The sequence below is a fragment of the Caulobacter soli genome, from assembly GCF_011045195.1.
Classification (GTDB): Bacteria; Pseudomonadota; Alphaproteobacteria; order Caulobacterales; family Caulobacteraceae; genus Caulobacter; species Caulobacter soli.
Genome location: NZ_CP049199.1, coordinates 914,240 through 938,853 on the forward strand (window position 1 = coordinate 914,240; position 24,614 = coordinate 938,853).

The window sequence follows — 24,614 nt, forward strand, 5'->3', positions numbered from 1 at the left end:
CAGACCCAACCTTCACGAGGAGACCACAATGGCGACTGCGCTCAGCGCGGATACGATCGCGCACGTCAAGGCCACGGTTCCGGCCCTGGCCGCCCATGGCGAGGCGATCACCCTGGCGATGTACGCCCGGCTGTTCCAGGACGACCATATCAAGGCCCTGTTCAACCACGCCAACCAGACGACCGGCGCCCAGCCCAAGGCCCTGGCCGGCGCGATCCTGGCCTACGCCCAGAACATCGACAACCTGGGCGTGGTGCTGCCGGTGGTCGAGCGCATCGCCCACAAGCACGTCGGCTATCACATCCTGGCTGAGCACTATCCGTTCGTGGCCACGGCCCTGCTGGGCGCGATCAAGGACGTGCTGGGCGACGTCGCCACCGACGAGATCCTGGCCGCCTGGGGCGAGGCCTACTGGTTCCTGGCCGACATCCTGATCGCGCGGGAAGTCGAGATCCGGACGCGGATCGAGGCCATCGAAGGCGGATGGACCGGCTGGCGCGACTTCGTGGTCGCCGAGAAAATCCGCGAGAGCGCGGTGATCACCTCGTTCGTGCTGAGGCCCCAGGACGGCGGCGCGGTGATCCCGCACAAGCCGGGCCAGTACCTGACCTTCCGCTTCGACGCGGCCGACCTCGCCCAATCCTCACTTGGGGGCGAAAAGCGCAACTACTCGATCTCGGCCGGTCCGAACGACAAAACCTACCGGATCTCGGTCAAGCGCGAGGACCTGGGCGCGGCCTCGCGGTACCTGCACGACAAGATCCGGGTGGGCGACGTGCTGCAGGCTACGCCCCCGGCCGGCGACTTCTTCCTGGCCGACCGGCCGGCCCGCCCGGTGGTGCTGCTCAGCGGCGGCGTCGGCCTGACCCCGATGGTCAGCATGGTCGAGCACATCGCCCAGGCCCATCCGGACCTGGAAGCCCATTTCGTGCACGGCGCGCTCAACAGCGGCGTTCACGCCCTGGACGGCCACGTCCGGTCGCTGGCCAAGGATCACGGGGGAGTCAGCGTCACCACCTTCTACAGCCACCCGCTGGAGGATGACCGGATCGGCGAGACCCACGACGTCGACGGCTTCATCACCCTCGACTGGCTGGCCGCCAACACCCCGTTCCTCGAGGCCGACTTCTACCTGTGCGGCCCGATGCCGTTCCTGAAGGCCTTCGTCACGGGCTTGGCCGGCGCGGGCGTGCCGGCCGATCGCATCCACTACGAGGTGTTTGGCCCGACGGCCGAGGCGATCGCGGCTTAGGCGTCAAAAAGATCCTCCCCCGCAGGGGGAGGGCCTAGGCTTGCGCCGCGCGCGCCTTGGCCAGCCGCGCCACCGCCTCGTCCAGCGTGTCGTCGGCCTTGGCGAAACAGAGCCGCAGGATGTGGCGCACCGGGTCTTCGGCGTAGAACGCCGAGACCGGGATGCTGGCCACGCCGTGGTCGCGCACGGCGCGCAGGGCGAAGGTTCGGTCGTCCTCGTCGATCCCCGAGGCCTTCAGGTCGACATTGAGAAAATAGGTGCCGCCGCTATCGAGCACGACGAAGCCGGCCTCGCGCAGGCCCGCCGCCAACCGGTCGCGCGAGCGCTGCAGGCCGGCGGGCATGGTCTGGAACCAGTCGCCGGGTTCTTGCAGGCCGAACGCCACTGCCTCCTGCAGGTTGGGCGGGGTCGTGAAGGTCAGGAACTGGTGGGCGCCGGCTAGGGCCTTGGTCAGGGCGGGGGCCGCGCACAGGAAGCCGACCTTCCAGCCGGTCATGCCGAACATCTTTCCGGCCGAGCCGATCTTCACGCAGCGCTCGCGCATGCCCGGATGGCCGATCAGCGGCCGGTGCTTGGCGCCGTCGAACACCACGGCCTCCCAGACCTCGTCGCAGACGGCGATGACGTCATGCTTCGCGCAAAACTCGGCCAGCAGGGCCAGGTCCTCGTCGGGCGTGACGACGCCGGCGGGATTGAGCGGGGTGTTCAGCACCACCATCCGCGTCCTGTCGCTGAACGCGGCTTCCAGCATCGCCCGGTCGAAGCGCCAGTGTGGCGGGGTCAGGCGCACCAGTTTGGGCACGCCGCCGGCCCGTTTCACCATCGGCAGATAGGCGTCGTACAGCGGCTGGAACAGCACCGCCTCGTCGCCGGGCGAGATCAGGCTGAGGAAGGCCGCCGCCAGGGCCTCGGTCGCGCCGGAGGTGACGACGATCTCGCTTTCCCAGTCCAGGTCCAGGCCTTGGGTGCGGCCGTAGTGGGCGGCGACGGCCTGGCGCAGGGCGGGCAGGCCGCGCATCGGCGGATACTGGTTCGTACCGCTGATCAGCGCCTCGCCGGCCTTCTGACGCAGCGCCATTGGCCCGGCGTCGTCGGGAAAGCCCTGGCCCAGATTGATCGCGCCCGTCTCGCGCGCAAGACCGCTCATCTCCTCGAAGATGGTGGTGGGCAGGTCGGCATAGACGGGGTGGACCATGGCGGGCGTCTCCTCGAACGCTTGCCTAGCATAGGTCGCACGGTGTTGGGTTTGTTCAAGTCCGAGCCCGTCGCCTGTCCTAGGGTGACGGTCTCGCGGAACCAATCCCTCACGGTGGAGCTTCAGTTGAAGTGACCGACAGCGCCGTCCCCGCCCCGCCGCCTTCGCCACCGTGGACGTGGTCGCATGGGCTTTCGTACGGCGTGGTGTCGCTGCTGCTGGGCCTGACCCAGGGCCTGGGCGCCAACCTGATCAACAACAACCTGCCCTGGATCCAGGGTTCGCTGGGCGCCTTCACCAACGAGTCGGCCTGGCTGTCGATCGCCTACACCGCCGCCAACGCCACCATCGGCCTGCTGGCCGTGAAGTTCCGCTTTCAGTACGGGCTGCGGCTGTTCGCCGACATTGGCCTCGGCCTGTTCATCGTGGTCGGCCTGGCGCACCTGCTGAGCAACGACCTGCGCTCGGCCATCGCCGTGCGGGCGGCGGCGGGCATGGCGGCCTCGGCCCTGTCGACCCTGACCCTGCTCTACATGGTCGAGGCCGCGCCGCCCGAGAAGCGGATCGTCGGCCTGGCCCTGGGCGTGGGCTGGGCGCAGCTGGCCCTGCCGTTGTCGCGGCTGGTCTCCTCCGACCTGCTCGACACCGGCCAATGGCACGGCCTCTATCTGGCCGAGATCGGGCTGAGCATCGTGTGCCTGTCGGCCGTGAACCTGCTGCGCCTGCCGCCGATCCCGCGCGTGCAGATGTTCGAGTGGCGCGACTTCCTCACCTTCGCCCTGTTCGCGCCCGGCATCGCCCTGCTGTGCGTGGTGCTAGGGCAGGGGCGTTATGTCTGGTGGTTCGACACCGCCTGGATCGGCTGGTGCCTGGCCGTCGCCATCGTGCTGCTGGTCGCCACGGCCCTGGTCGAGCTGCATCGCCGCAAGCCGCTGATCCACCTGCGCTGGCTGACCAGCGCCGACCTGCTGCGGCTGCTGGTGATCATCCTGCTGTTCCGTATCGTGCTGTCCGAGCAGGGCGTGGGGGCGTTCGGTCTGCTCCAGACCCTGGGCATGAACAACGACCAGATGGCCGGGCTGTCGTGGGTGATGTTCTTCGCCACCCTGGCCGGCATGGTCATCGTGGCCTTCACGATCAATCCCGAGCACGTCAGCACCCCGGCCCTGATCGCCTTGCTGATGGTCGCCGTCGCGGCCGTACTGGACAGCCAGTCGACCAGCCTGACCCGGCCCGAGCAGATGTATCTCAGCCAGGGCATGATGGCCTTCGCCGGGGCGCTGTTCCTGCCCGCCGCCCTGCTGGCGGGCTTCCCGCGCGCCATCAAGATGGGCCAGGAATATATCGTCAGCTTCATCGTGCTGTTCTCGACGGGGCAGGTGGTCGGGGCCCTGGGCGGTTCGGCGTTCCTGGGCACGCTGATGACGGTGCGCGAGCGGGTGCATTCCGACCACATCGTCAGCCGGCTGAGCCTGACCGATCCCCAGGTCGCCCTGAGGGTGAAGCAACTGACGGGCTCCTACGCCGGCGTGCTGACCGACCCCAGCTTGCGATCGGGCGAGGGCGCGGCCCTGCTGGCCCAGCAGGCGACGCGCGAGGCCACGGTGCTGGCCTATGACGACGTGTTCGCCACGGTGGCGGTGATGGCCGTGCTGGTGTTCTTCTACCTGTTGTTCCTGCGCATCCGGTCCGACCTGCGCCAGCGGCGCGCGGCCCGGCTGACGCCCATTGAGGCCGCCTGATGTCCGATCCCCAAGCCGCGACCCCGATCGCCCCGCCGCCGCCCAAGCGCCTGTGGTCGCGCGCGGCCGTTCCGGTGGTCATCGCCGGGATCGGCGGGGTGCTGCTGGTGCTCTACGCCTGGAAGCTGCCGCCGTTCACCGGCACGGTGCAGAGCACCGAGAACGCCTATGTGCGCGGCTATGTCACCCTGCTGGCGCCCAAGGTCGACGGCTATGTGACGGCGGTGGCGGTCAAGGACTTCCAGGCGGTGAAAGCGGGGCAGGTGCTGGTCCAGATCGACGACCGCATCTATCGCCAGAAGCTGGCTCAGGCGCAGGCGTCCGTGCAGTCGGCCCAGGCGGCTCTGGACGCCAACCTCCAGGCCCAGACCTCGAACGACGCCCAGATCCGGCTGGCCCAGGCCCAGTCCGAGAGCGGCCGCGCGGCCCTGGCCAAGGCCCAGGTCGACATCAAGCGGGCCGAGCCGCTGCTGGCCCAGGGTTGGCTGGCGCCCAGCCAGCGCGACGTTCTGCAGGTGGCCCAGCGCCAGGCCGCCGCGGGCGTCGCCCAGACCGAGGCCAATATCGACATCGCCCGCCAGGCCCTGGCCACGACCAAGGTCAATCGCGAGGGGCTGGAGGCGACCCTGGCCAATGCGCGGGCCAATGTCGAACTGGCCCGCATCGACCTGGCCAACACCACCATCCGCGCGCCCGAGGACGGGGCGGTGGGCGAGGTGGGCGTCAAGCTTGGCCAATATGTCGCCGTCGGCACCCAGCTGATGGGCGTGGTGCCCCGCCAGACCTGGGTGACCGCCAACTTCAAGGAGACCCAGACCGCCCATATCCGGGTCGGCCAGCCGGCGGTGGTCCAGGTCGACGCCCTGGGCGGGCTGAAGCTGCGCGGCCATGTCGAGCGAATGGGGCCGGCCACCGGCTCGGAGTTCGCGGTGATCAAGCCCGACAACGCCACGGGCAACTTCACCAAGGTGGTCCAGCGCCTGCCGACCCGCATCGTGCTCGACCCCGGTCAGGACGGCGTGGCCCGTCTGAGGCCGGGCATGAGCGTGGTGGCGCGGGTGGAGACGCGGGACTGATCTCGTCGGCTTCTCCGCAACCATTCGCCCCGTTCGAGCATTTCCCCAGCAACCTTGGCTGTCAGGAACTTCGAGACATGAACGGTGTGGGCTTCATCGGCGCGATCATCATCGGCATCTTCGCCGGCTGGATCGCCGAGCAGATCATGGGCCGCAATCACGGCCTGATCACCAACCTGATCGTCGGCCTGGTCGGCGCGCTGATCGGCGCGTTCCTGGCCAGCATGTTCAACATCCACTTCTTCGGCTGGATCGGCAGCCTGCTGGTGTCGACGGTGGGGGCGGTCGTCCTGCTGTGGATTTTGGGGCTGTTCAGCGGGCCGCGACGGATCTGAGCTGGAGACGATCGCTGATCCTTCTCCCCTTGCGGGAGAAGGTGGCGGCGTAGCCGCCGGATGAGGGGCCTCTCAGATATTTAAAACCGCGATCCGCCGAAGGGCTGGTCGCGGCTTTTGCGATCTTCAACCCCTCACCCGACCTCGCTTCGCGAGGCCACCCTCTCCCGCAAGGGGAGAGGGGAAGTCACTTCACCGCCGCTTGGGCGCCATTGTCCCCCGCCGGTGCCCGCCGCAACCGCTGCGCGGTGTTCTCCAGCAGGAACCCGGGAATGTCGGCGATCGGCATGGGCCGGCCGAACAGATAGCCCTGGAAGTGGTCGCAGCGCATGTCCTCGAGGATCGAGGCCTGCTCGGCGGTCTCCACGCCCTCGGCGGTGACTTCCAGGTTCAGGGTGCGGCCCAGCAGGGTGATCGTGCGCAGGATGTCGGCGATGGCCGGATTGCCCGACATCTCGGCGATGAAGGTGCGGTCGATCTTGATCTTGTCGAACGGGAACCGCCACAGATAGGCCAGGCTGGAATAGCCCGTGCCGAAGTCGTCCATGGCGATGCGCACGCCCAGGTCCTTCAGCGCCTGGAGCTGCTCCAGCGTGCCGGCGGTGTCGCGCAGCAGCAGGCCCTCGGTGATCTCCAGCTCCAGCCGCTTGGGATCCAGCCCCGACTCCCTCAGGGCCGTGCGCACCTGCTCGACCAGGTCGCCGGTCGCGAACTGGTTGGGCGACAGGTTGACCGCCACCTTCAGCGCCGTGGGCCATGAGGCGGCCTGGCGGCAGGCCTCGTTCAACACCCATTCGCCGATCTTGCAGATCAGGCCCCACTGCTCGGCGCATTCGATGAAGTCGTCGGGTCCGACCACGCCTCGGCGCGGATGCTGCCAACGCAGCAGGGCCTCGAAGCCGGTGATCTCGTGGGCCTTGGCGCCGATCAGCGGCTGGAAGAACAGCTTCAGCTCGTCGTTCTTCAGGGCCGAGCGCAGGTCGATCTCGAGGGCCCGGCGCTCCTGGGCCCACAGGTCCATGGTCGCCTCGAAGAACCGATAGGCTCCGCGCCCGTCGCCCTTGGCGCGGTAGAGGGCCAGGTCGGCGTTCTTAAGCAGGGTGTCGGCGTCGTCGGCGTCGGCCGGGGCGACGGCGATGCCGACACTGGCCCCGATCGACACGTGATGGTCGTTCAGCTCGTAGGGCAGGGATAGGGTGTCGACGATGGCCTGGGCCAGGGCGCCCAAAAACTCAGGGGCAAGTCTGGACGGCGCCAGGTCGTCGCGCACCACCACGGCGAACTCGTCGCCGCCCAGGCGGGTGACGACGCCGGTCTCGCCGACGCAGGCGCGCAGGCGGCGAGCCGCCTCGACCAGCAGGGCGTCGCCGATCGGGTGGCCCAGGCTGTCGTTGACGCCCTTGAAGTGGTCAAGGTCCAGGCACAGGACCGCGCAGCCCGAGGTGCGCCCCTTGGCGTCCCAGGCGCCGCTCAGGGCCTGCAGGAACGACAGGCGGTTGGGCAGGCCGGTCAGCACATCGTAGTGGGCCAGGCGGGTGATGCGCTCCTGGTCCTTGCGGGCCTGGGTGACGTCGGCCCCGACACCGCGGAAGCCGGCGAAAGCGCCTTGCAGGTCATGCACGGGCTTGGCGGTCAGCGACCACCAGCGGATCTGGTCGTCGACCAGCACCGACATGACGACGTCGCGGAACGGCTTCTGGTCGGCCAGGAGACCCGTCAGGGTGTTGGCCAGGCCCTCGGACGTCTCGGCCAGTTCGCCGCCTAGCTCGCCGACCTGGCGGCCCACCAGATCCTCGCGCGGCACGCCGGCCGCCTCGGCCATGCGTTCGGAGACGTAGGTGAGGGCGCCGCTGGTGTCGACTTCCCAGAGCCAGTCGCTGGCGCCTTCCTCGAAGTCGCTGAGCAGCAGGCTGACCACCTGCTTCTGGTGCTCCAGCTCCTCGCCGGCCACCAGGCGCTCGACGAACACCCGGGCGTGCGACAGGCAGGAGAGGCCGACGATCAGGTAGCAGAAGATCAGAAGCCCGGCCAAGGCCAGCAGGATCGGCTCGTGGCTGGTCAGCAGCACGCAGAGCGAGCCGACGACCAGCGGCGTCGTATAGGCCTGGGACGCCAGCGGCAGGGTCAGCAGGGCAAAACTGCCGGTGCCGATCATGCCGGCCGTCAGCGAGACGATCAGCATGCTCATTTCGGTATTGGCCCCGCGCAAGGCCAGGATGGGCAGCACGCCCCAGAGCGCGCCGAGGATGCCGGCCTGGATGGCCACGCGCCGCACGCCCCGAGCCGAGACGGTGTTCTTGTTGCTCTTGCGCCGACGGGCCGAGACCCAGCCGCGCAGGCCCAGCAGGGCGTAGCAGATCACCACGGCGGCCCAGATCAGCAGGCTGACGCGATGCGGACCGCGCAGGCCGGCCAGGCAGACCAGCTGGGCGTTGATGATGTTGGCGCCCATCATCACGGGCGTCAGGCGCTGGATGCTGACCAGTTGCTCGAACCGGACGCGGCCGGCGATGGCCTCGGGAACCGAGACGTTGTAGCGCGCCACGCGCGCGACCAGCAGCGATGAAACCGCCGAAAATAGGGAGGTCAGACGCACTATGCGGTCCCGCGATCTCAGGACGCCCCTCATCCTGCGAGTGTACCGTAGCGGCGTTTTCTGAAACGGCGGTTAACCGTAAGCGCGGCCATGGGTCACGCCGCATCGTCCGGATCGGCCAAGAAAAAGGCCGCCGTCCCGAAGGGCGGCGGCCTCTTGCTCGTCTGTCCCGGATGTTCCGGGAACCGACTATTCTTCCTTGACGCGACGCTTGCGGAACGACGGGTTCAGGATCTGCTTGCGCAGGCGGATGTTCTTCGGGGTCACTTCCACCAGCTCGTCTTCCTCGATGTAGGCGATGGCCTGCTCGAGGGTCATGCGGCGCGGCGGGGTCAGGCGGATCGACTCGTCCTTGCCCGAGGCGCGGACGTTGGTCAGCTGCTTGGCCTTCATCGGGTTGACGTCGAGGTCGTCCTGACGGGCGTTCTCGCCGATGATCATGCCCAGATAGGTCTTCTCGCCGGCGCCAACGAACATGGTGCCGCGCTCTTCCAGGTTCCACAGCGCGTAGGCCGCGGTTTCACCGTCCGAGTTCGAGATCAGCACGCCCTTGCGCTGTTGGTCGATCGCGCCCTTGTAGGGCTCGTAGTGGCTGAACACGCGGTTCAGCACGCCCGAACCGCGCGTGTCGGTCAGGAACTCGCCCTGATAGCCGATCAGCGAACGCGACGGGGCGGTCAGCTGGATGCGGGTCTTGCCGGCGCCCGACGGACCCATGTCCTTCAGCTCGGCCTTACGCAGCGACAGCTTCTCGATGACGATGCCCGAGAACTCGTCGTCGACGTCGATCATGACGTCTTCCATCGGCTCCAGGCGCTTGCCGGTTTCCGGATCGGTCTGGAACACCACGCGCGGACGGCTGATCGACACTTCGAAGCCTTCGCGGCGCATGTTCTCGATCAGAACGCCCAGCTGCAGTTCGCCGCGGCCCGACACTTCATAGGCGTCGCCCTCGGTCGACTCGGTGACCTTGATGGCCACGTTCGATTCGGCTTCCTTCAGCAGACGGTCGCGGATCACGCGGCTCTGGACCTTGTCGCCTTCGCGGCCGGCCAGCGGGCTGTCGTTGACCGAGACGGTCATCGAGATGGTCGGCGGATCGATCGGCTGGGCGGGCAGGGCGTCGGTCACTTCCATCGCGCACAGGGTGTCGGCGACGGTGGCCTTGGACATGCCGGCGATGGCGACGATGTCACCAGCCTCGGCGCCTTCGTCGACCGGCGAGCGCTTCAGGCCGCGGAAGGCCAGCACCTTGGTGATGCGGCCGCGCTCGATTTCCTTGCCGTCGCGGTCCAGGGCGTGGATGGCCATGCCGGGAACGGCCTTGCCGCTCTCGATGCGGCCCGTCAGCAGGCGGCCCAGGAACGGATCGGATTCGATCAGCACGTTCAGGATCTGGAAGGGCTCGTTGACCTTGGCGATCTGCTTGGGTTCCGGCACGTGGCGGACGATCAGGTCGAACAACGGGCCCAGGTTGTCGTTGGGCACGTTCATGTCCAGCGTGGCCCAGCCGGCGCGGCCCGACGCGTAGATGTGCGGGAAGTCCAGCTGCTCGTCCGTGGCGCCGATGGCGGCGAACAGGTCGAAGGCGGCGTTGTGAACGCGGTCCGGGTCGGCGTGGGCGCGGTCGACCTTGTTGATGCAGAGGATGGGACGCAGGCCCATCTTCAGCGCCTTGGTCAGCACGAACTTGGTCTGCGGCATGACGCCTTCTTCGGCGTCGACCAGCAGGACGCAGCCGTCCACCATGCCCAGGATGCGCTCGACTTCGCCGCCGAAGTCGGCGTGGCCGGGGGTGTCGATGATGTTGATGCGGGTCTCGCCCGCTTCACCGTTCCACAGGACGCTGGTGCACTTGGCCAGGATGGTGATCCCGCGCTCGCGCTCCTGGTCGTTGGAGTCCATGGCGCGCTCGGTCGTGGCTTCGTTGGCGCGGAAGACGCCGGACTGGGCCAGCAGCTGATCGACGAGGGTGGTCTTGCCATGATCGACGTGCGCGATGATGGCGATGTTTCGCATGGACATGGAGAAGGCGAACTTTCGGGAGGAACAGATGAGGTTTGACGCTGCGCGCGTCAGGCGCGCGGCTTTTACGCGACTGCGCGGCGTTTATCCACCCCACCCCTGCGCAAGAGATTCACATGGAAACCGGTGTCAGCCCCAAACCCCTTAATTTTATGGGGTTTGAGAAAGTTGCCGACGGATGTCGTTTCTTTGGCAACTAATTGTGCGGTGCAGCATTGGTCCCAAAAATGGTCAAGCTTGAAGATCGACGTTCTTCAACCCTTATGATTCAAGGGGTTTTCTGGGGACGCCGTGACACCACGCCCAGCCAATCGTGAGGGCGATATCGAAGATTTTGCTTGATGCGTTTCGCACCGCACCCTATAAGCAACCTGTGAGGCGGCGCTGCCGCCTCTGCCCTTCCTGGGCGTTTCCTCCCTAATGAACTGCCCGGCTTTCGAGCCGGGCTTTTTTTTGGCCTGCGTCCAGGGGCGCGAATAACCCTCTCTCAAAGACAGAGGGATTTCAGAGCAGCTCGGCCCAGTCCGTGCCGGCCAGCTGCCGGGTGACCGCCTCAATGTCCGTCTTCAGCCGCGCCAGGCCCTCGGTGGGTTCGCGCGTGGTCTCGTTCATATAGAGCGCGCGATTGATCTCGACCTGGATGGCGTGGGTGCGCCGGGCCGGGCGGCCGTAGTGTTCGGTGGTGTAGCCGCCGGCATAGGGGGCGTTGCGGGCCACGCGATAGCCCAGCCCTTCCAGGGTCTTCTCCATCAGCCCGGTCAGCTTGGGCCCGCAGGCCGCGCCGAAGCGGTCGCCCAGCACGATGTCGCACGGACCGCCGCCGCGCGCCCGGTGGCCGCGCGCCGCCGCCGCCGGCATCGAGTGCCAGTCGACCAGGATCGCCAGGCCATGGGCGTTGCGCGCCTGGGCCAGCAGCCGGTCCAGCGCGTCATGATAGGGCCGGTGGGCGGTTTCGATACGGACCTTGGCCTCGGCGAAGGTCAGTTTGCGGGCGTAGATCGGGCGGCCCTCGCCGGCCAGCCTGGCGATCGCCCCCAGTCCCGCCGCCACCCGCGCCGTGCGGGCCTGGGCGAAGTCGGGCAGGGCGTCCTCGAACATCGCCGGGTCCAGCTCCCAGGCGTCGCGGTTCAGGTCGATATAGGCCCGGGCCAGCCGGGCGCGGATCACGCAGACCCCCAGAGCGGGGGCGTCGCCGATCAGATCGTCGACGAAGGCGTCTTCCGAGCCGCGCAGATCCTGGGTGTCCAGCCGCGCGGCGGCCATCATGTCGGGCGGATAGAGACGTCCGGAATGCGGCGAGGCGAACACCAGCGGGGTCGGGGGCGTATCGTGTTCAGTCTCAGGACGCGCGACCTCGAAGGCCGGCGAGAAGCCATGCTCCGCCGTCGCCGGCGTTTCCGAAGCGATCGGCTTCCATGCGGTCATGGACTTATTGTCGCGGTCCGGCGGTTCCGGGTCAAACGCCAACGGCCCACGCTATAAGGGCGCGAACGGACGTCGGCGCTTTAGCTGTGGACAGCGTGGGTCCGGTTCATCCGGGATTTACCGTCCTTCTCTAGATTCCGGCTTTCCAATTTCGACATTCGCCTGGAAACTGACCGCATGGCCCGCATCCTCCTCGCCGAAGACGATGACTCCCTCCGCGGCTTCCTGGCCCGCGCGCTCGAGCGCGCCGGATTCGAGGTCACCGCCTGCGCCGACGGCGAAGAGGCGGTCCAGCACCTGGACACCCCCTGGGACCTGCTGCTGACCGACATCGTCATGCCTGGCATGGACGGCATCGAGGTGGCCCGCCAGGCCGCCGCCCGCGATCCGTCCCTGCGCATCATGTTCATCACCGGCTTCGCCGCCGTGGCCCTGTCGGCTCAGGACCGCGCTCCGGCCGGCGCCAAGGTGCTGTCCAAGCCCGTGCACCTTCGCGACCTCGTCTCCGAAGTCGAAAAGATGATGGCCGCCTAAAATTTTCCCCAGGCGGCGAGCAAGTCGGCTTGCGTCCTTCGAAAGCCGCCGCTATACCCCCACACCTTCCCGCCCCGGACGCTTTTCGAAGCGCTTCAGGGCCGCTTTGGCGGACGCGTAGCTCAGCGGGAGAGCACCTCGTTGACATCGAGGGGGTCACAGGTTCAATCCCTGTCGCGTCCACCATCCCTTCTTTCCCAGCATCAAAAGCCCCAAAAAGCCTGAAGGGCATTGAGGTTGCGGGGGTTCGATAGCCTTCAAAGCGCGAATAAATCAGCCTCTCTGAAAACGTGAGTTTCAGGACCGTCCGCTTGTTCTCCAAACGCGGCGAATGCCAAAGATTTAAAGGGTTTGCGAGGAACATCATCGCGGTTCGATAAGCCGCGTCAAAACTGCGCGGCGGCTTACCGTCTGACACCAGTTTTTCCTTCACTGCGATCTTGTCGGCTTCGATTTGGCGCAGGCGATCTTCGTACCGGGCGCGTAGGTCGGCGCTCGGAGCATCGATCACCAGATCGACCAATTTCTCCGCCTGCCGCTCCAACTGAATCAGTTCGGCCTTGAACGCTGACAGGCCATTTTTGGCCTTCGCAATGCGGTCATCCCACCATGCCTTCATCAGCACGTGAATCGCTTCGAACAAATCGCGAGACGGTTTCAGCCCTGCAAGCAGCGTTTCGAATTCGCCCTCGATCACCGCGCGCTTGATCGACTTGCCGTAGCTCACGCAGGTTTTCGTATGGCAGATGTAATAAGGGTGGTGCCTGTCTCTCCCCTTCGTCCAAGCTGCCCGTAGAGGCTGGCAGCAGTCGGCACAGGACACATAACCGCGCAGCGGGAAGTCCTCGTTGAAATCTTTCCGTGCAGGCGTACGGCGTGGCGCTTTCAGCCGGGCCTGAATCTTCTGATAGGTCTCGTAAGAGATCAGCGGTTCATGGGTGCCTTTGCGCAAGGAGACGTTCCACGCGGGCATTTCAAAATAGCCCGTGTACACGATCCGGTTCAGCATCTCGGGCACACGCGCCCGATGAACGCGGCCCTGCCGATCCTTCGGGAAATCGGGTTGGGTCTGAAGAAATCGCTGCACATCTGCCTGTGTCGCGAACCGACCAGAGGCGAAACCTTCAAGCGCTTCCCTCACGATGGAAGCAACAGGCTCATTGGGGACAAGCCGTTTTCCCTCGTCCTTGAGTTTGGCGTAGATGTATCCGACTGGCGCGGCGAGAATAAAATGCCCGCCAAGGAGTCTCGACCTCATGCGGTTGACGACCTGCTCGCCGTTTTTGACGCGCTGGTATTCGGAATTGAGCGCCTGCATGTTTTCGAAGAAGAGGCTGTCGCTACTGTCGCCGAACACGACTGACGGACTTTCGAGATCCCCGCCCGCTGCCTTAATGGAGCGGCGGAGGGATTTGTGAATCTCAATATCCCGCGCTAGCCGGGTAATGTCGTCTATCAGCACAACGTGCCGGGTCACGGTCCTATGGCGCTTGAGAAATTCAAGCATCGCCTTCATGGCGGGTCGCCCCTGTTTTCCGCCTGAGATCGTCTCGTAGAAGACCTTCACCACCTCATGCTTGCGGTAAGAGGCAAACTCCCGGCAGCGCGTTTCTTGAGAATCCAGCCCGTGCCCGTTCTTCTCCTGCTTCCTGTCGGAAACCCGCACGTAAATGACGGCTTGTCTGCCTGTACTGGTCGTCTCCCTCATGGTTTGTCCTTTCTCGCCACGTCCTCATCGGCAGCGTGTTTGAAGTTTCCGGCGAGGGATTCTGGCCGCCAGTTTGCCAGATCGGCTTCGTGTAGAGGGTCGCCGGGCTTCGCTAGCGCCATGCAGAGCTGCGTGGAGTCTGTGCCCCAGCCGAGATCTACAAAATGCAAAGCGATGTGACTGAGTATGTTCAGAAGTTCATCCTGTTGGGCGCCCGTCAGGCCGAAGTTTTCCACAAGATAACGGTATTCAGAGAGATCTATAGACATGGGAGCGCACTTTCCCGGACCCTGAATCGCGCATTGAAGGCGCGAACAGAGTTCGTTTGACTAAGGGTTGATGATTTCCTTTAGGCTGCGCTCACCCGGAATTTGGGCGGTTCTCGCTGAAACGAAGGCATAAAAAAACTCCGCACGGAGGGGCGGAGTTTAGGCGCAGTTGTAGGGAATATGTTCCTATATTGTCAGAGTGCGCTTAAAAATTCAAGTATTTTTGTAACACAATTCAGTTTCTATAACTATCAGGACAGAACTTGCAGTCCATGCTTCTGAATAACGCTCAATAGTTTGAGCGCCATACCGCTCGGGCGCTTGGCTCCGGTTTCCCATTTCTCAACGGTTGACTCGCTGGTGTTGAGGTAGCGGGCGAATACGGGCTGGCTGACATGGTTGAGTTCACGCAGGCGCTTGATTTCCTGCGGATCGAAAATGCTGGGCACCTCAAGGGACGCGGCATCGAAGTCGCGCATGGTGGCTTTATCAATCGCCCCGACCTTGTGCAGCGCCTTGGCCGATGAGTGGATCGCCTCAAAGGCATCGGTTTTATAGGTTTTCTTGCTCATTTTACGCCTCCGTCTCTGCCTTGCGGCAAATCTCTATTAAATCTCCATCGCCCAGCAACTCATCGAGTTGCGCAGGCTGTAACGTTGCATAGGCCTTGGCCAGTTCCCGAAAGCCCTTCAATTCATCGTCTTCGATGTTGGCCCGGTCCTTTTTCGCAAACAGGTATTCGTAAATCCAATATCGTTGCCCTTTGGCGACAATGATGGATCTGTGCATATTATTGTTCAGGCGTTTCTTGAAAACGCCGCCGCCAAGGTCGTCAGCCTGACCCTTCATCACTTCAGCTATGGCCGTACAAAGCTCGCTATCCTTGATCCTTGCTTTCTTCGCGGCCTTGGAAAACCAAGCACTTTTGAAAACACGGGATTGAGGTTCGCTGTCCACCATTCCTGTAATGTAGCACGTGGTGCTATCTTTTTCAAGCTTCTCGTGTGGAGATGGCCGGGAGGCAATTTCGGCCCAATAAGCATTAGAATAACATAGATGACGGAATCTGTAAAAATTGGTGAGTAGATAAAATTCGTCTCAAATTGTATCGAAAATTAGCAGGACTTAAGAATCGCGTTCTACAATATCGCCATGGCAGATGTGGATTCATCTAAGGGGAAAAATTCTATCGACCTGCGCTCCAACGACGAAATTAACACCGGAGCGCAGGTCGATGCGTCCACATTCGTGGACGCGAAAGCGTTTGGGAATGCGATCCCGTTGCGTGTTCCGTTCTGGAAGGCTGCCGCCATCGAGGCCAAGGCCGAACAGGTGCAAAATCTCGACAACGCCGGAATGACCATCAAGAATGGTCCGGTCGGCCAGAAGACCCGCGAACAGCTCCAAGCCGAGCGGGATGAGGAAAGCGCCGACCAGTTCCGCCAGCTGATCGCTTTCGTCACCGAGGAAGAACGACTGCGCGAAGAATGGATGCGCACCAAGTCATCCATCGGCGGTGTGGAAATGACAGGCCGGGAATGGGCCGAATTCGCTGATCGCCTGCGCAATGACGAACAACTTCGGGAGAAAATCATCACCGCCTTCAAGGCGCAGGGCATGAGCGATGCTGAAGCCAACCGCCGCTATGAACGCGTGGCTGATGTGTCCGAGGCGATGGGCGTTCCGCCGTCAGAGCGCACCGAGGAACAGACATCGCTGATCGAGAAATCGAAAAACGATCCATCGCTGACGAGTGACATGAAGACGGCGCATGACGCATTCGAGATGCTCTCCGCGCCAAAGGCGGATGTTCCTCAAAAGGTTAGTCCTTCACTCGCGGTCGCGGCACTGGACGGTCCGGGGTTCTAGCTACCGCTTCAACGGCTCTGCGTAGGGCGTGATCGCCACCTTTGAATAGGCCCACAGCATATAGTTCGCCCCTTCGTCCGTCGTTGCTGTCAGAATGCCAGCACTTTCGCGGCTATCGACCGTCACTAGTAGCAACTGATCATCGCGCACACTCCCCCGGCTCTTCGCGGTGCCTATCGCTTTGAACAGGACGCGCTGGCCGTGGCTTTCGAGGTTCTTCAACGCCGTGCTGTGAAGGTGGCAAGCGCCTTGCCAGCCAAGCTTTTGCCCAGCGCATTGCTCATCCACGCGCGCGGTGTCTTCAACATGGAGCGCCCATGTAGGGATGCCCGGCTTGGTCACATCACCGATGCGGATATCCCGATAGACTGACTGGACGCAGACCCATCCGGCCTTTTCGCCGAGCGGAAGATCAGTGACGACCATGTAGCCTTTCGATCCGTCCGCGTTGGACGTGAATGCAAGTGCTGTCGGAATCCCGGCCCCGCTGCGATTGCCGATGATGATGGTGTTCTGGCCTTCCGCCGCCAGTGTCGCCCGCATATTGGCCGCAGGTCCACATTGGTCCATCTCAAGCGCCAGCACGGGAGATGCGGCGCACAGAATCCCGCCGCAGAGCCACAACAATAGCTTGGTCTTCATTAGGTTCTCGCGAGATTTTTCCGTCGCGATAACCGTCCTTTTTGCGATTAGCTCAGCGTTGAGTGAAATCGAGAACTTTGCTATGCTGGGCTCGTGATTTTGGCAGGTCCCCCCAGCCAAAGTCACAACTTCCACCGCCTTCGCGGAGCCGTCGCAGAAGCCACCCTTTTTGCAGCGACAGTTCCGCCAATGCGGATCGGATACGCCAGAGTTTCGACGGAAGATCAGACAACCGACCTTCAGCTTGATGCGCTGAAGGCGGCGGGTTGCCATCCCATCTTTCAGGACACGATCAGTGGAGCTTCACGCAAACGCGCCGGGCTTGAGCAAGCACTCGCCACCATCAAGCCGGGCGGCAGGCTTGTGGTTTGGAAGCTCGACCGCTTAGGGAGGGATTTCCGCGACCTCAACGATATAGCCGATGAACTTCACGCCCGGGGCGCACACTTTATTTCCCTGACCGAAGGTATCGACACCAGTTCACCTGTGGGCGAGGTCATTTTCCGCCTTCTAAGTGTGTTCGCCGACTTTGAACGGGGAGTGATAATCGAAAGGACACGAGCGGGTCTTCGCGCTGCCCGTGCTCGTGGTGTTCGGTTGGGACGGCGGCCAAAACTCACGCCCGAACAGGTTGCTGAAGCAAGTGCCATGTTAGCTGGCAAGGCAAGTGCTGAAGAAGTCGCTCAGCAATTCGGAGTCGACCGCTCAACCGTCTATCGCCTTAAATCGCGGCGGATATCGGATATTACATTTCGCGATGAAGAACCTGCCAGCCAAATGCTCTAGGTCACGAGTTCCACGCTCAGCACGGCATCAACGTCCGCCATATGCTGCTCAAGCAGCGCCAGCGTGGAACGCGGATCAAGTTCCGGCGGACGATAGATGCCGCTCGGATAACGGAAGCTCTGGGCGTAGTGCGGACCGTGAAGTTCTTCGATCAGTTCGGCCATCTCCGAGCGCTCGGGTAGGCCCATGGCAACGGCACGGTGATAGCAGGAATCCAGATTATGCCCGCCCATGATCAATCGCTCTGCGTCCCAACCGCCATGAGCGAGAACAGCTTTAAGCGATAGCTCGAATGCGTGAGCGATCAGATGCAGGCCGGGCGCGCGGATCTCGCCGAAATCGCCGGGTGCATGAATGAGACGCCGGGCGGCTTCTGTGTAGCTCTGCGCCATCGCGCCATACCGTCCAGACAAGATCATGTCTCCCCATCCTCGCTGCCCCTATGCAGCCGCCGGACATCGAGAATCTGATCTTTCCACGGGTCAACCCGATAGAAGGGCACGGTGTCGCACACGAACAGGCGCGGCATCCTTGCGACCTTGATAATCTGGCGCTCGCCAAGGCCTAGAATGTCTTCGCTTTGCAGGACGGGGCGTTTGGTTTCACCCAGACTGTCGCTCGCGGTTTCGATCTTGCCGCCGCTGTGGTTCTTGCCGCGCGTCAGGATGGTGGTGTTGCCCGACCACATCTGAATGTCGCGGATCAGCTCGGGTGACTGGACATGCTTCATGGTCATCACCCCCGCCTGATCTTCAATTTCCTTCACGGCATCCCGCGACCAACGATCCTCCATCGAGAAACGCCCCTGCGCGAAGAACCACATTTGAATCCCTTTGCCGCGATACAGCCGAAGGGCTTTGAGAATGGCGGGTGCTGGCGGCAGTTGCGGAAATTCATCGAGCAGGAACGTGGTTGTGAGCGCCCCGGCTTCCTGCGCGATTGTCTCAATCGCATAGTTGATGATCAGGCTGATCCATGGCGCGGCGACCGATAGCTTGGAACTCGGCACCGTCAGATAGACGGTGTGAGGTTCGTGCTTCAGCCGAGAAAAATCGAACTCATGCGCGGACGTTGCGATATCGAGTTCATTGCCAAGCTCGAACACGTCCAGTGCCTCAATGGCTTCGGACTTATATGCCTCGAATTGCTTTTCCGCGTTCGCCCATGTCGCCCTGAACGCCTTGGCCCGGCGCTCGATACCGATCACGCCACATGACGCCATGACGGCAAACGCCGTATCCATTTCGTCGTCGCCGGCGTTCGGGAATTCCCACAGCCCTGCCAAAGAACACTTGTCCGGATCAAACCGCGCCAACCACTCAATCCGCAGCGCCAGAAGCCGGACAGCGCCTTTCCTGACCCATGCGTTGTCACCCGCCTTCGGATTGGGCGGCAGCAGGATTTCAGCGATCTCCTTAGCCGCGGTGCCGATAGGTCTTTTCCCGCGGACCAGGTCGATGACGATCTGAAGTGGATTGATCTTGGTGTTCGGCAAACCCAGCAGGCCGAACGGGTTGAGATAGACGCAACGGGATTTCAGCGTCTCCGCACGGTGCCGCTGGCTGGCATAAGCGTTCTCGGCATCTTTGACGTCGATGACGATCAGGGAGCGATTTTTGGAATGGGCCAATGTCGGCAAGACCAAATCCCTGCCCTTGCCACCGCCCGTGCGCAGATAGGTCAGCAGGCTTTCGTCGCCGTTGAAAAACAGCATCCGCCCCTGAAACGCGCCGAGAAATAACCCATCAGGATTCAGGAGATTGGCGGCTTCTACATCCGCCATGTCGGCAAGTCGTCCATCGCCGAGCAGGCCGGAGGCGGTGGCGCGGTGCATATACGCTTCCATCGCTTCCGCCTTCAGCCGGGCGCGATCAGCAAAATCCTGTTCTACAAAGCGAGAATGCAGGGCCATAAGGCCCTGCATCCCGGACATGAAACTGCCCCTCGCCATGGTCAGTGCGCCTTGGATTTCGAGAAATCCTGACGGGGCGCGTCTTCCCAGATTTGCGGCGGTGGCGGGAGCGGCACGGGCTTCAGCTCTTGCAGGGCAAGTTGCACTTCGGCAGGCGACGGCAGGTTTGTGTCCCAACCGTCCACCTTGACCGTAATCCCGCTCTGGGCCGCGTGGTTGAGTTCGGCGGTCAGTTGCTGGCTCAGACCATCGGCATATTGAAGCGCGGAATCGCCGGAACCCGGCTCAATGATGTTGCCAACCCGACCGAGGAACTTGGCCATGTTCACCAAGCTCATATCGGTGGATTGGGTTTCGCGGGTCTGCTGCAGCAGAACCCCGGCATATTGATGCTGCAACTGGGTCAGGCCCGTCGCGTAGATTTTTGTCCGGTCATAGGTGGCTGTGTAGTAGCCGCTGATCGCCTGCGCCTGTGTCCGATAGCGCTCGAGGTTCTGGTCGTTGGCGAGTCTGACCTGTCCGACGTAGATCTCGAACTTGGCCTGTTGCTGGGCTTCGGACGCTTTCACGGCTGCCGCGACACGGGCATCATAGGTGCCGACCAGAGTCGACGGTTTGAAGTTGCCGGGCAGCAAGATTTCAGCGGTGAAGAATACCGCGCCAGCCATCAGCACCGTTGCGCCCGTCCGAATGATGGACGGCAATTGAAAGCCCGGACGTGGCGCACGATAGGCGTTTTCAGGGATGGGCCGGGTCTGTTGATCGACGGCGAAAAGATCCGTCTGACGGGCTTCGCCGTCATCGTAATTCATCTTGTAGGTCATGGGAGGTTTTTCCGAACATGCCGGGTTGGCGTTCGTCACAAGCCACACGCTTTTTCGAGATCTGGGCGGAACGTTGAAACAACAGTGTTCCGCCCAGATCGGCGCGGTCCGTCACCTACCCCGGTGCAATCCACAGCGGAGATTGCACCATGACCACCTTCACCTTCCCCGACTTCGCGCCTCCCGATGAAGCTTGGTTCCGGCTCATCGAAACCGGGCTGGGTCGGTTCGAGATCCAGTTCACCCCGACCGGGGTAAGCCTGCTCTATCTCTCGCAGGCACACGCCATCCGTTATGTCAGCGCCGACCGTATGGACCATGTCGCCGTTGCCAGCCTGATCGCGGAAGCGCTCTATTCGGCTGAAACGGGGCTTGCCCGGAAGACCGGGGATGACGACTGGCCGCATCCCTACTGGGGCGCCTGATACACGGACGAGAAAGAAGGCCGTGGCGATCGCCACGGCCTTCTCCATTTTCCGCCCGAACCTAGAGGAAAATCGTCCGGGCCTTTTCAGGATACCGCGCCGTGATCGCCATCGCGATCAGGCGCAGGCGCGGCAACACCCGGTACTGCGGCATCTGTGTTGCCGAGGTCACAGGCTTGAAGGCGCACAGCAAGAACGATGAGATCCAGCGGAAGCTTTCATCGCCGCCAAAGGCGCGGCCGATCTCATCTTCAAACGGATGGTAGTTCACACGGCTACCGCGCCAGAAGAAGGTGAAGCGTTCATCGAGCACGACGGCATCGGTTACGAACGCTGCGAATTCCCTGCGCGACAGTCCGATTTCAATCACGGCCTTGGCGAGCCGTTGCACACGCCACGGATTACGCAGCTCATTGTCCGTGGGGACGAACAGAAACGCCTTTACGCACTTGCACTCTTTCTCGCACGAGCAGCTTTGCATCGCGGCGACCTCCAAACGAAGTTGGAGGGTGGGATCCCGCCCTACCACCCACGGGGTGGGTGACGGACGAAACCTGCCGAGATGTGGGAAGCTAGACTAGCTGAACAGCAGGCTGAAACTAGGCTGAATTAGGCTGAAAACCTCACAACTGAAGTAAATCTTGCTTTTTCCGTAATAATTATATAAAACAACTCGCGACAGATTCATTATCTGGTCCGAATAGGAGAGTTGTGAGTGAGGATTACCGCGTAACTATTAGGGAATGCGCAGAAGCTAAGGGGTGGCACATCAGTGGCTCTCCTCCGCTTTTACGTGAAGAGTGGAGAATGGCGGGCTTGGTGCATCGCGAACAAGGCCCTGCGGTCACCTACCGACATAGAGATACAGGCATAGTACTTATGGAGCAGTTCCGTAAGAATGGATTGCTCCACAGAGATGGCGACAAACCGTCTGTAATTATATCTCATACAGACGGCGAGACGACGCAGGTTTGGCATCAAAACGGCCTTGCTCACCGAGAGAAGGGTCCGGCCTATATAAATACAAATCCCAGAGGCGTGGTGATCCAAGAGTCTTGGAAGTTGTTGGGAAAATTCCACCGTGAGGATGGTCCAGCAAAAATAAGTAGAAGGTGGGAAACTGGCAATATCTGGTTGGAAGAATGGTACTTTGGCGGTCTAAAGCATCGCGAAGACGGCCCTGCCCTTACTTGGCGGAGTGAGAAGACAGGCAGCGTGCAACAACTTGAATGGTGGCTTCGGGGGCGGGCTCATCGCACTGACGGTCCGGCCTATATTGAATATCAGCCAGATTCCGACACCGTCAGGTATGCGTGGTTCTGCATCAATGGCCGCCGCCGCACAGCGCTTCCCGATCTAGGAAAGAGCGTCGAACCGACTTAGCATTTCCGTCTGGCTCGACCATAGTCGTTGGACGCCAACGGATTCAGTCTGCCCCATGGATTTTTCGCAGGCCCAGCAGCACGCCGCACGGCTCGGCGATGAAGCGAGGAGCGAACTGGCCTCGGTGATCCGCAGCAATTATCCCGGTGTCCGGGGCAAGCATCAGATCCAGCTTGTCAGACAAGTGAAAGCTTATGCGGAAGCGATTGGTCACAAATTTCAGGATGACGACGGCGACGCACGCTTCGAACTGAATGCCGACCTCTCAGTGATGGCGCAGGGGGACAGCGTTCCGCGCCTCCCTGCTTACCTGATGTGGCTATGGGATAAAGCTGGCGATTCGCCACAGAGACAGCGCAAACGCGAAGCGGCCATCGCCTTCTACGAAAAATTCGATCTTACGCCGCCGGAATTGGAAAGTGTGGCGTCGGGAGGAACGTATTCACCCCGGCAATCGAATGGTCACAATCAAGTTCTCGGATTACCTCACCAAATTATGCCGGGAGGTACAGCGCGCGCCGAGGGTGACTTTGAGGCGATTTCAATCCAGAGCGACGTGAATAATTTGGTGGAATCGCTTGCTACTAGTTTTGTCGGGCGAGATGACGTTGTCGAAACAATAGATAAATTCATCTCCGATCGTATGCTTGGTAACAATAAAGGATTTCTATTAATAACCGCTCCAAGTGGCTACGGAAAGTCTTCTCTAGCGGCACACTGGTGCAGATCAAGATTAGGTAGTGATAAGATCAAAGGGGCGGTTCATTTTTATAACACCTTGAGACCTTTGACGCGGCAGGCGTCTGAAGGATTGGGTTCTATAGCCCATCAATTATCCTATCATCTTAGTGTTGGATCGCCCTCTAAGGTTAATGATAAAATTTGGGGAGCTCTATCTCAGAATGCGAAATTTGGTGAATGTGTTGTTGTGTGGATAGACGGATTAGATGAGGCGCACGGCCTATTCGATAATTTTATCCCTAATAATTTAGGCGATGGCGTTTGTGTTATTATTTCTGCCAGAAGCGAGAATGGTGAGGCCGATAACAACTTACAAATGCTTTTGGAGCACCCGCTCGCGCAGGGTGGAGGCAATTCGCACCTCGTTCTTTCGAAACTGTCCCGAGAAGATGCGGATAAATTAGTAGAAAAAAGATTTCTTGAATCCGGAAAGCCGGGTCCAGATTCGGAGAAAATGTCAGAAATATATGCGCGGTCTTTCGATGGTCATCCACTAATTTTGTCGTGCGTTGCTGACGACTATATATTTTTAGAAAATTTTCCCGACAGGCTTGCATCCCACTATCATATCAATTTCGACGAATACACCAAATCGCAGCTGGCTTCTCTAAAGAAAATGCCGTCGTGGGGAAAGTATCACCAATTCGTGGAATTGATGGCTGTCGCCAGAGAGCCAATCTCTAGATTATTTTGCGATAACGTTTTGGAGGTTGGTCGAAAAATATCTGCGTTTGAACAGCTGCCTAACGAGATAAGGCGCTGGTTGAAGGTGGAGAAGTCTCACGCGCGTGGCGCTCCCGATAAGATTTCATTTTCACACCAAATGGTGCAAATGCATTTTCGCGATCACCTAGGTCACGAGGCGGATGATACGGAAAAACGGCTAATTGATTACATTAGCGGTGATCGAGAATTTTCTGCGGAAATTGAAGAATATAGATTACGAAATCTTCCTAAGCACCTTATGAAGGTAAAGGATTTTCATCGCGCCTATATCGTGGCGAGCAACAATTCATTTTATAATAGAAGAAAGGAGATATTGGGAACAGAGGTGGGCTGCGATCTAACGATATTTGATATATCGAATGTGATAATCTTTACCCCCAGAAAGAGTGATTATTCCGAAGAAATTTTGAGAATTGCAGAGGCCGACTTTCATCTTACAGAACACAGGTCTCCTTACCCTCTTTCCGAGTATGAAGAGGATGAGATTATCGAGGGAATATTGGAGGAAACGGAGCAATGGATTCGCATGTTGGTTGGAGAGTATCGCTGACGGTACTCAGCATTTCTACCAGTAGAGTGGACCGCAGGGTGTCTAGGCCGTAGTTTAGGGGGTATTTTCGTCGAACTTCAACTCACGTGGTGAGGTTGATAGCCCGGCGAAACCATTGGTCAGCCCTCGGTGAAAGTAGATTCGGCGGCTTTGAATTTCAGCACAGCGGCCTCTTCAGGGCACTTCAGAGTCTGAAGTTCTATCTTTCGGTCGATGAGATCCAATACCAAGTCAAGAAGATCTGCTTCATCTCTCGCTAGTCGTCCGCCTTCGAGGATTGCAAAGGTGTCGCCTTCCCGAAGTTGCGCTAGCGCCGATATGAGGCCCGGACACGGCTCTGGCCATCCTTCCCCCGTATCGGAAAATACCTCATCAAATCCGGCATCGCGCAGTGCGCGCAGCTGCGGTTCAAGCGATTGAAGCTCGTTTGAGATCCGTGCGTAACCGATCTTTCGTGGTGCCATCGATCCTCCTAGTTGAGAGGGGAGGCTACCAAATCCGGCCGAATATTTACAACTGTAGTCTCGGCTGTATCCCCCGAGTTTTGGGTGCCAGCCACTATGGAAATCGCTGCCGCCGTCGCCAGTTTCCAGTTGATA

At 61.4% G+C, this 24,614-nt stretch carries 22 protein-coding genes, 1 tRNA gene and 1 pseudogene; 10 read left to right on the top strand and 14 right to left on the bottom strand.

Annotated features, from left to right (window positions below; genetic code table 11):
• Window positions 1–28: 28 nt before the first annotated feature.
• The gene (gene hmpA, locus G3M62_RS04535) at window positions 29–1,252 is read left to right on the top strand and encodes an NO-inducible flavohemoprotein (protein WP_165185070.1); all 1,224 of its coding nucleotides are present in this window, start codon (window positions 29–31) and stop codon (window positions 1,250–1,252) included.
• Window positions 1,253–1,286: 34 nt separating this feature from the next.
• Here hmpA and G3M62_RS04540 read toward each other — a convergent pair whose 3' ends face one another.
• A complete protein-coding gene (locus G3M62_RS04540) occupies window positions 1,287–2,447 on the bottom strand; it encodes an aminotransferase (protein WP_165185071.1) in 1,161 nt (386 codons plus the stop codon).
• A gap of 131 nt (window positions 2,448–2,578) precedes the next feature.
• On the opposite strand from G3M62_RS04540, the gene G3M62_RS04545 reads away from it, so the two are divergent.
• The 3 genes from G3M62_RS04545 to G3M62_RS04555 all read left to right on the top strand — a co-directional run bounded on the left by G3M62_RS04545 (window position 2,579) and on the right by G3M62_RS04555 (window position 5,600).
• Window positions 2,579–4,189, top strand: coding sequence for an efflux MFS transporter permease (locus G3M62_RS04545; RefSeq protein WP_165185073.1), 1,611 nt, complete (start codon window positions 2,579–2,581; stop codon window positions 4,187–4,189).
• Window positions 4,189–5,265: an HlyD family secretion protein gene (locus G3M62_RS04550; protein ID WP_165185074.1), complete on the top strand. Its 1,077-nt coding sequence runs from the start codon at window positions 4,189–4,191 to the stop codon at window positions 5,263–5,265. The genes G3M62_RS04545 and G3M62_RS04550 overlap by 1 nt, the downstream gene beginning before the upstream one ends.
• Before the next feature lie 77 nt (window positions 5,266–5,342).
• Window positions 5,343–5,600 (top strand): GlsB/YeaQ/YmgE family stress response membrane protein, encoded by a 258-nt coding sequence (locus G3M62_RS04555; protein ID WP_165185076.1) that lies wholly within the window; start codon window positions 5,343–5,345, stop codon window positions 5,598–5,600.
• Window positions 5,601–5,787: 187 nt separating this feature from the next.
• Here the strand turns inward: G3M62_RS04555 and G3M62_RS04560 are convergent, their stop codons facing one another.
• From G3M62_RS04560 to G3M62_RS04570, 3 genes are all read right to left on the bottom strand, one after another.
• Entirely contained in the window at window positions 5,788–8,196 is a 2,409-nt protein-coding gene (locus G3M62_RS04560; protein WP_246263472.1) for a putative bifunctional diguanylate cyclase/phosphodiesterase, read from the bottom strand.
• Between the two features lie 189 nt (window positions 8,197–8,385).
• Entirely contained in the window at window positions 8,386–10,221 is a 1,836-nt protein-coding gene (gene typA / locus G3M62_RS04565; protein ID WP_165185079.1) for a translational GTPase TypA, read from the bottom strand.
• A gap of 504 nt (window positions 10,222–10,725) precedes the next feature.
• Window positions 10,726–11,646, bottom strand: a complete 921-nt coding sequence (locus tag G3M62_RS04570; protein WP_165185080.1) for an N-formylglutamate amidohydrolase — start codon at window positions 11,644–11,646, stop codon at window positions 10,726–10,728.
• A 177-nt stretch (window positions 11,647–11,823) separates the two neighbouring features.
• Here G3M62_RS04570 and cpdR point away from each other — a divergent pair, with 177 nt between their 5' ends.
• Together cpdR and G3M62_RS04580 are read left to right on the top strand one after the other, a co-directional pair.
• A complete protein-coding gene (gene cpdR, locus G3M62_RS04575) occupies window positions 11,824–12,180 on the top strand; it encodes a cell cycle two-component system response regulator CpdR (RefSeq protein ID WP_012284930.1) in 357 nt (118 codons plus the stop codon).
• A 111-nt stretch (window positions 12,181–12,291) separates the two neighbouring features.
• Window positions 12,292–12,366: transfer RNA gene (locus tag G3M62_RS04580), tRNA-Val, on the top strand.
• 757 nt (window positions 12,367–13,123) lie between these two features.
• On the opposite strand, the pseudogene G3M62_RS26880 reads toward G3M62_RS04580, so the two are convergent.
• The 4 genes and pseudogenes from G3M62_RS26880 to G3M62_RS04600 form a co-directional block, all read right to left on the bottom strand.
• Window positions 13,124–13,888, bottom strand: a pseudogene (locus G3M62_RS26880) (recombinase family protein); the annotation flags it as partial.
• A complete protein-coding gene (locus tag G3M62_RS04590) occupies window positions 13,885–14,157 on the bottom strand; it encodes a hypothetical protein (protein ID WP_165185082.1) in 273 nt (90 codons plus the stop codon). The pseudogene G3M62_RS26880 and the gene G3M62_RS04590, both read right to left, overlap by 4 nt.
• 251 nt (window positions 14,158–14,408) lie before the next feature.
• Window positions 14,409–14,729 carry a helix-turn-helix domain-containing protein gene (locus G3M62_RS04595; RefSeq protein WP_165185083.1) on the bottom strand — a complete coding sequence of 107 codons (321 nt, stop codon included), beginning with the start codon at window positions 14,727–14,729 and terminating at the stop codon, window positions 14,409–14,411.
• A 1-nt stretch (window position 14,730) separates the two neighbouring features.
• Window positions 14,731–15,117 carry a type II toxin-antitoxin system RelE/ParE family toxin gene (locus G3M62_RS04600; RefSeq protein ID WP_165185085.1) on the bottom strand — a complete coding sequence of 129 codons (387 nt, stop codon included), beginning with the start codon at window positions 15,115–15,117 and terminating at the stop codon, window positions 14,731–14,733.
• Between the two features lie 192 nt (window positions 15,118–15,309).
• Here G3M62_RS04600 and G3M62_RS04605 point away from each other — a divergent pair, with 192 nt between their 5' ends.
• Window positions 15,310–16,026: a hypothetical protein gene (locus G3M62_RS04605; RefSeq protein ID WP_165185086.1), complete on the top strand. Its 717-nt coding sequence runs from the start codon at window positions 15,310–15,312 to the stop codon at window positions 16,024–16,026.
• On the opposite strand, the gene G3M62_RS04610 is transcribed toward G3M62_RS04605, so the two are convergent.
• Window positions 16,027–16,668 carry a hypothetical protein gene (locus G3M62_RS04610; RefSeq protein ID WP_165185088.1) on the bottom strand — a complete coding sequence of 214 codons (642 nt, stop codon included), beginning with the start codon at window positions 16,666–16,668 and terminating at the stop codon, window positions 16,027–16,029. It lies immediately after the preceding gene.
• Window positions 16,669–16,857: 189 nt separating this feature from the next.
• Here G3M62_RS04610 and G3M62_RS04615 point away from each other — a divergent pair, with 189 nt between their 5' ends.
• Window positions 16,858–17,454: a recombinase family protein gene (locus G3M62_RS04615; protein WP_165185090.1), complete on the top strand. Its 597-nt coding sequence runs from the start codon at window positions 16,858–16,860 to the stop codon at window positions 17,452–17,454.
• Here G3M62_RS04615 and G3M62_RS04620 read toward each other — a convergent pair.
• Genes G3M62_RS04620 through G3M62_RS04630 form a run of 3 tightly spaced genes read right to left on the bottom strand, consistent with a single transcriptional unit; the run spans window position 17,451 to window position 20,190 of the window.
• Complete coding sequence (locus tag G3M62_RS04620) at window positions 17,451–17,873, bottom strand: hypothetical protein (RefSeq protein WP_165185091.1); 423 nt, start codon at window positions 17,871–17,873, stop codon at window positions 17,451–17,453. The two genes, G3M62_RS04615 and G3M62_RS04620, sit on opposite strands and share 4 nt — an antisense overlap.
• Entirely contained in the window at window positions 17,870–19,387 is a 1,518-nt protein-coding gene (locus tag G3M62_RS04625) for a type IV secretory system conjugative DNA transfer family protein (protein ID WP_165185093.1), read from the bottom strand. Before G3M62_RS04625 ends, G3M62_RS04620 begins: the two co-directional genes overlap by 4 nt.
• Window positions 19,388–19,407: 20 nt before the next feature.
• The gene (locus G3M62_RS04630; RefSeq protein WP_165185094.1) at window positions 19,408–20,190 is read right to left on the bottom strand and encodes a hypothetical protein; all 783 of its coding nucleotides are present in this window, start codon (window positions 20,188–20,190) and stop codon (window positions 19,408–19,410) included.
• Between the two features lie 149 nt (window positions 20,191–20,339).
• Here G3M62_RS04630 and G3M62_RS04635 point away from each other — a divergent pair, with 149 nt between their 5' ends.
• Window positions 20,340–20,615, top strand: coding sequence for a hypothetical protein (locus G3M62_RS04635; RefSeq protein ID WP_165185096.1), 276 nt, complete (start codon window positions 20,340–20,342; stop codon window positions 20,613–20,615).
• 61 nt (window positions 20,616–20,676) lie between these two features.
• Here the strand turns inward: G3M62_RS04635 and G3M62_RS04640 are convergent, their stop codons facing one another.
• Complete coding sequence (locus G3M62_RS04640) at window positions 20,677–21,096, bottom strand: hypothetical protein (protein ID WP_165185097.1); 420 nt, start codon at window positions 21,094–21,096, stop codon at window positions 20,677–20,679.
• 957 nt (window positions 21,097–22,053) lie between these two features.
• On the opposite strand from G3M62_RS04640, the gene G3M62_RS04645 reads away from it, so the two are divergent.
• The gene (locus G3M62_RS04645; RefSeq protein ID WP_165185099.1) at window positions 22,054–24,015 is read left to right on the top strand and encodes a P-loop domain-containing protein; all 1,962 of its coding nucleotides are present in this window, start codon (window positions 22,054–22,056) and stop codon (window positions 24,013–24,015) included.
• Window positions 24,016–24,134: 119 nt separating this feature from the next.
• Here the strand turns inward: G3M62_RS04645 and G3M62_RS04650 are convergent, their stop codons facing one another.
• Window positions 24,135–24,479: a recombinase family protein gene (locus G3M62_RS04650; RefSeq protein ID WP_165185100.1), complete on the bottom strand. Its 345-nt coding sequence runs from the start codon at window positions 24,477–24,479 to the stop codon at window positions 24,135–24,137.
• Between the last annotated feature and the right edge of the window lie 135 nt (window positions 24,480–24,614).

Coding starts and splice junctions, on each gene's coding strand:
- hmpA (WP_165185070.1), top strand. CDS start 29: ATGGCGACTGCGCTCAGCGCGGATACGATCGCGCACGTCAAGGCCACG.
- G3M62_RS04540 (WP_165185071.1), bottom strand. CDS start 2,447: ATGGTCCACCCCGTCTATGCCGACCTGCCCACCACCATCTTCGAGGAG.
- G3M62_RS04550 (WP_165185074.1), top strand. CDS start 4,189: ATGTCCGATCCCCAAGCCGCGACCCCGATCGCCCCGCCGCCGCCCAAG.
- G3M62_RS04555 (WP_165185076.1), top strand. CDS start 5,343: ATGAACGGTGTGGGCTTCATCGGCGCGATCATCATCGGCATCTTCGCC.
- typA (WP_165185079.1), bottom strand. CDS start 10,221: ATGTCCATGCGAAACATCGCCATCATCGCGCACGTCGATCATGGCAAG.
- G3M62_RS04570 (WP_165185080.1), bottom strand. CDS start 11,646: ATGACCGCATGGAAGCCGATCGCTTCGGAAACGCCGGCGACGGCGGAG.
- cpdR (WP_012284930.1), top strand. CDS start 11,824: ATGGCCCGCATCCTCCTCGCCGAAGACGATGACTCCCTCCGCGGCTTC.
- G3M62_RS04590 (WP_165185082.1), bottom strand. CDS start 14,157: ATGTCTATAGATCTCTCTGAATACCGTTATCTTGTGGAAAACTTCGGC.
- G3M62_RS04595 (WP_165185083.1), bottom strand. CDS start 14,729: ATGAGCAAGAAAACCTATAAAACCGATGCCTTTGAGGCGATCCACTCA.
- G3M62_RS04600 (WP_165185085.1), bottom strand. CDS start 15,117: ATGGTGGACAGCGAACCTCAATCCCGTGTTTTCAAAAGTGCTTGGTTT.
- G3M62_RS04605 (WP_165185086.1), top strand. CDS start 15,310: ATGGCAGATGTGGATTCATCTAAGGGGAAAAATTCTATCGACCTGCGC.
- G3M62_RS04610 (WP_165185088.1), bottom strand. CDS start 16,668: ATGAAGACCAAGCTATTGTTGTGGCTCTGCGGCGGGATTCTGTGCGCC.
- G3M62_RS04615 (WP_165185090.1), top strand. CDS start 16,858: ATGCGGATCGGATACGCCAGAGTTTCGACGGAAGATCAGACAACCGAC.
- G3M62_RS04620 (WP_165185091.1), bottom strand. CDS start 17,873: ATGATCTTGTCTGGACGGTATGGCGCGATGGCGCAGAGCTACACAGAA.
- G3M62_RS04625 (WP_165185093.1), bottom strand. CDS start 19,387: ATGTCCGGGATGCAGGGCCTTATGGCCCTGCATTCTCGCTTTGTAGAA.
- G3M62_RS04630 (WP_165185094.1), bottom strand. CDS start 20,190: ATGACCTACAAGATGAATTACGATGACGGCGAAGCCCGTCAGACGGAT.
- G3M62_RS04635 (WP_165185096.1), top strand. CDS start 20,340: ATGACCACCTTCACCTTCCCCGACTTCGCGCCTCCCGATGAAGCTTGG.
- G3M62_RS04640 (WP_165185097.1), bottom strand. CDS start 21,096: ATGCAAAGCTGCTCGTGCGAGAAAGAGTGCAAGTGCGTAAAGGCGTTT.
- G3M62_RS04645 (WP_165185099.1), top strand. CDS start 22,054: ATGGATTTTTCGCAGGCCCAGCAGCACGCCGCACGGCTCGGCGATGAA.
- G3M62_RS04650 (WP_165185100.1), bottom strand. CDS start 24,479: ATGGCACCACGAAAGATCGGTTACGCACGGATCTCAAACGAGCTTCAA.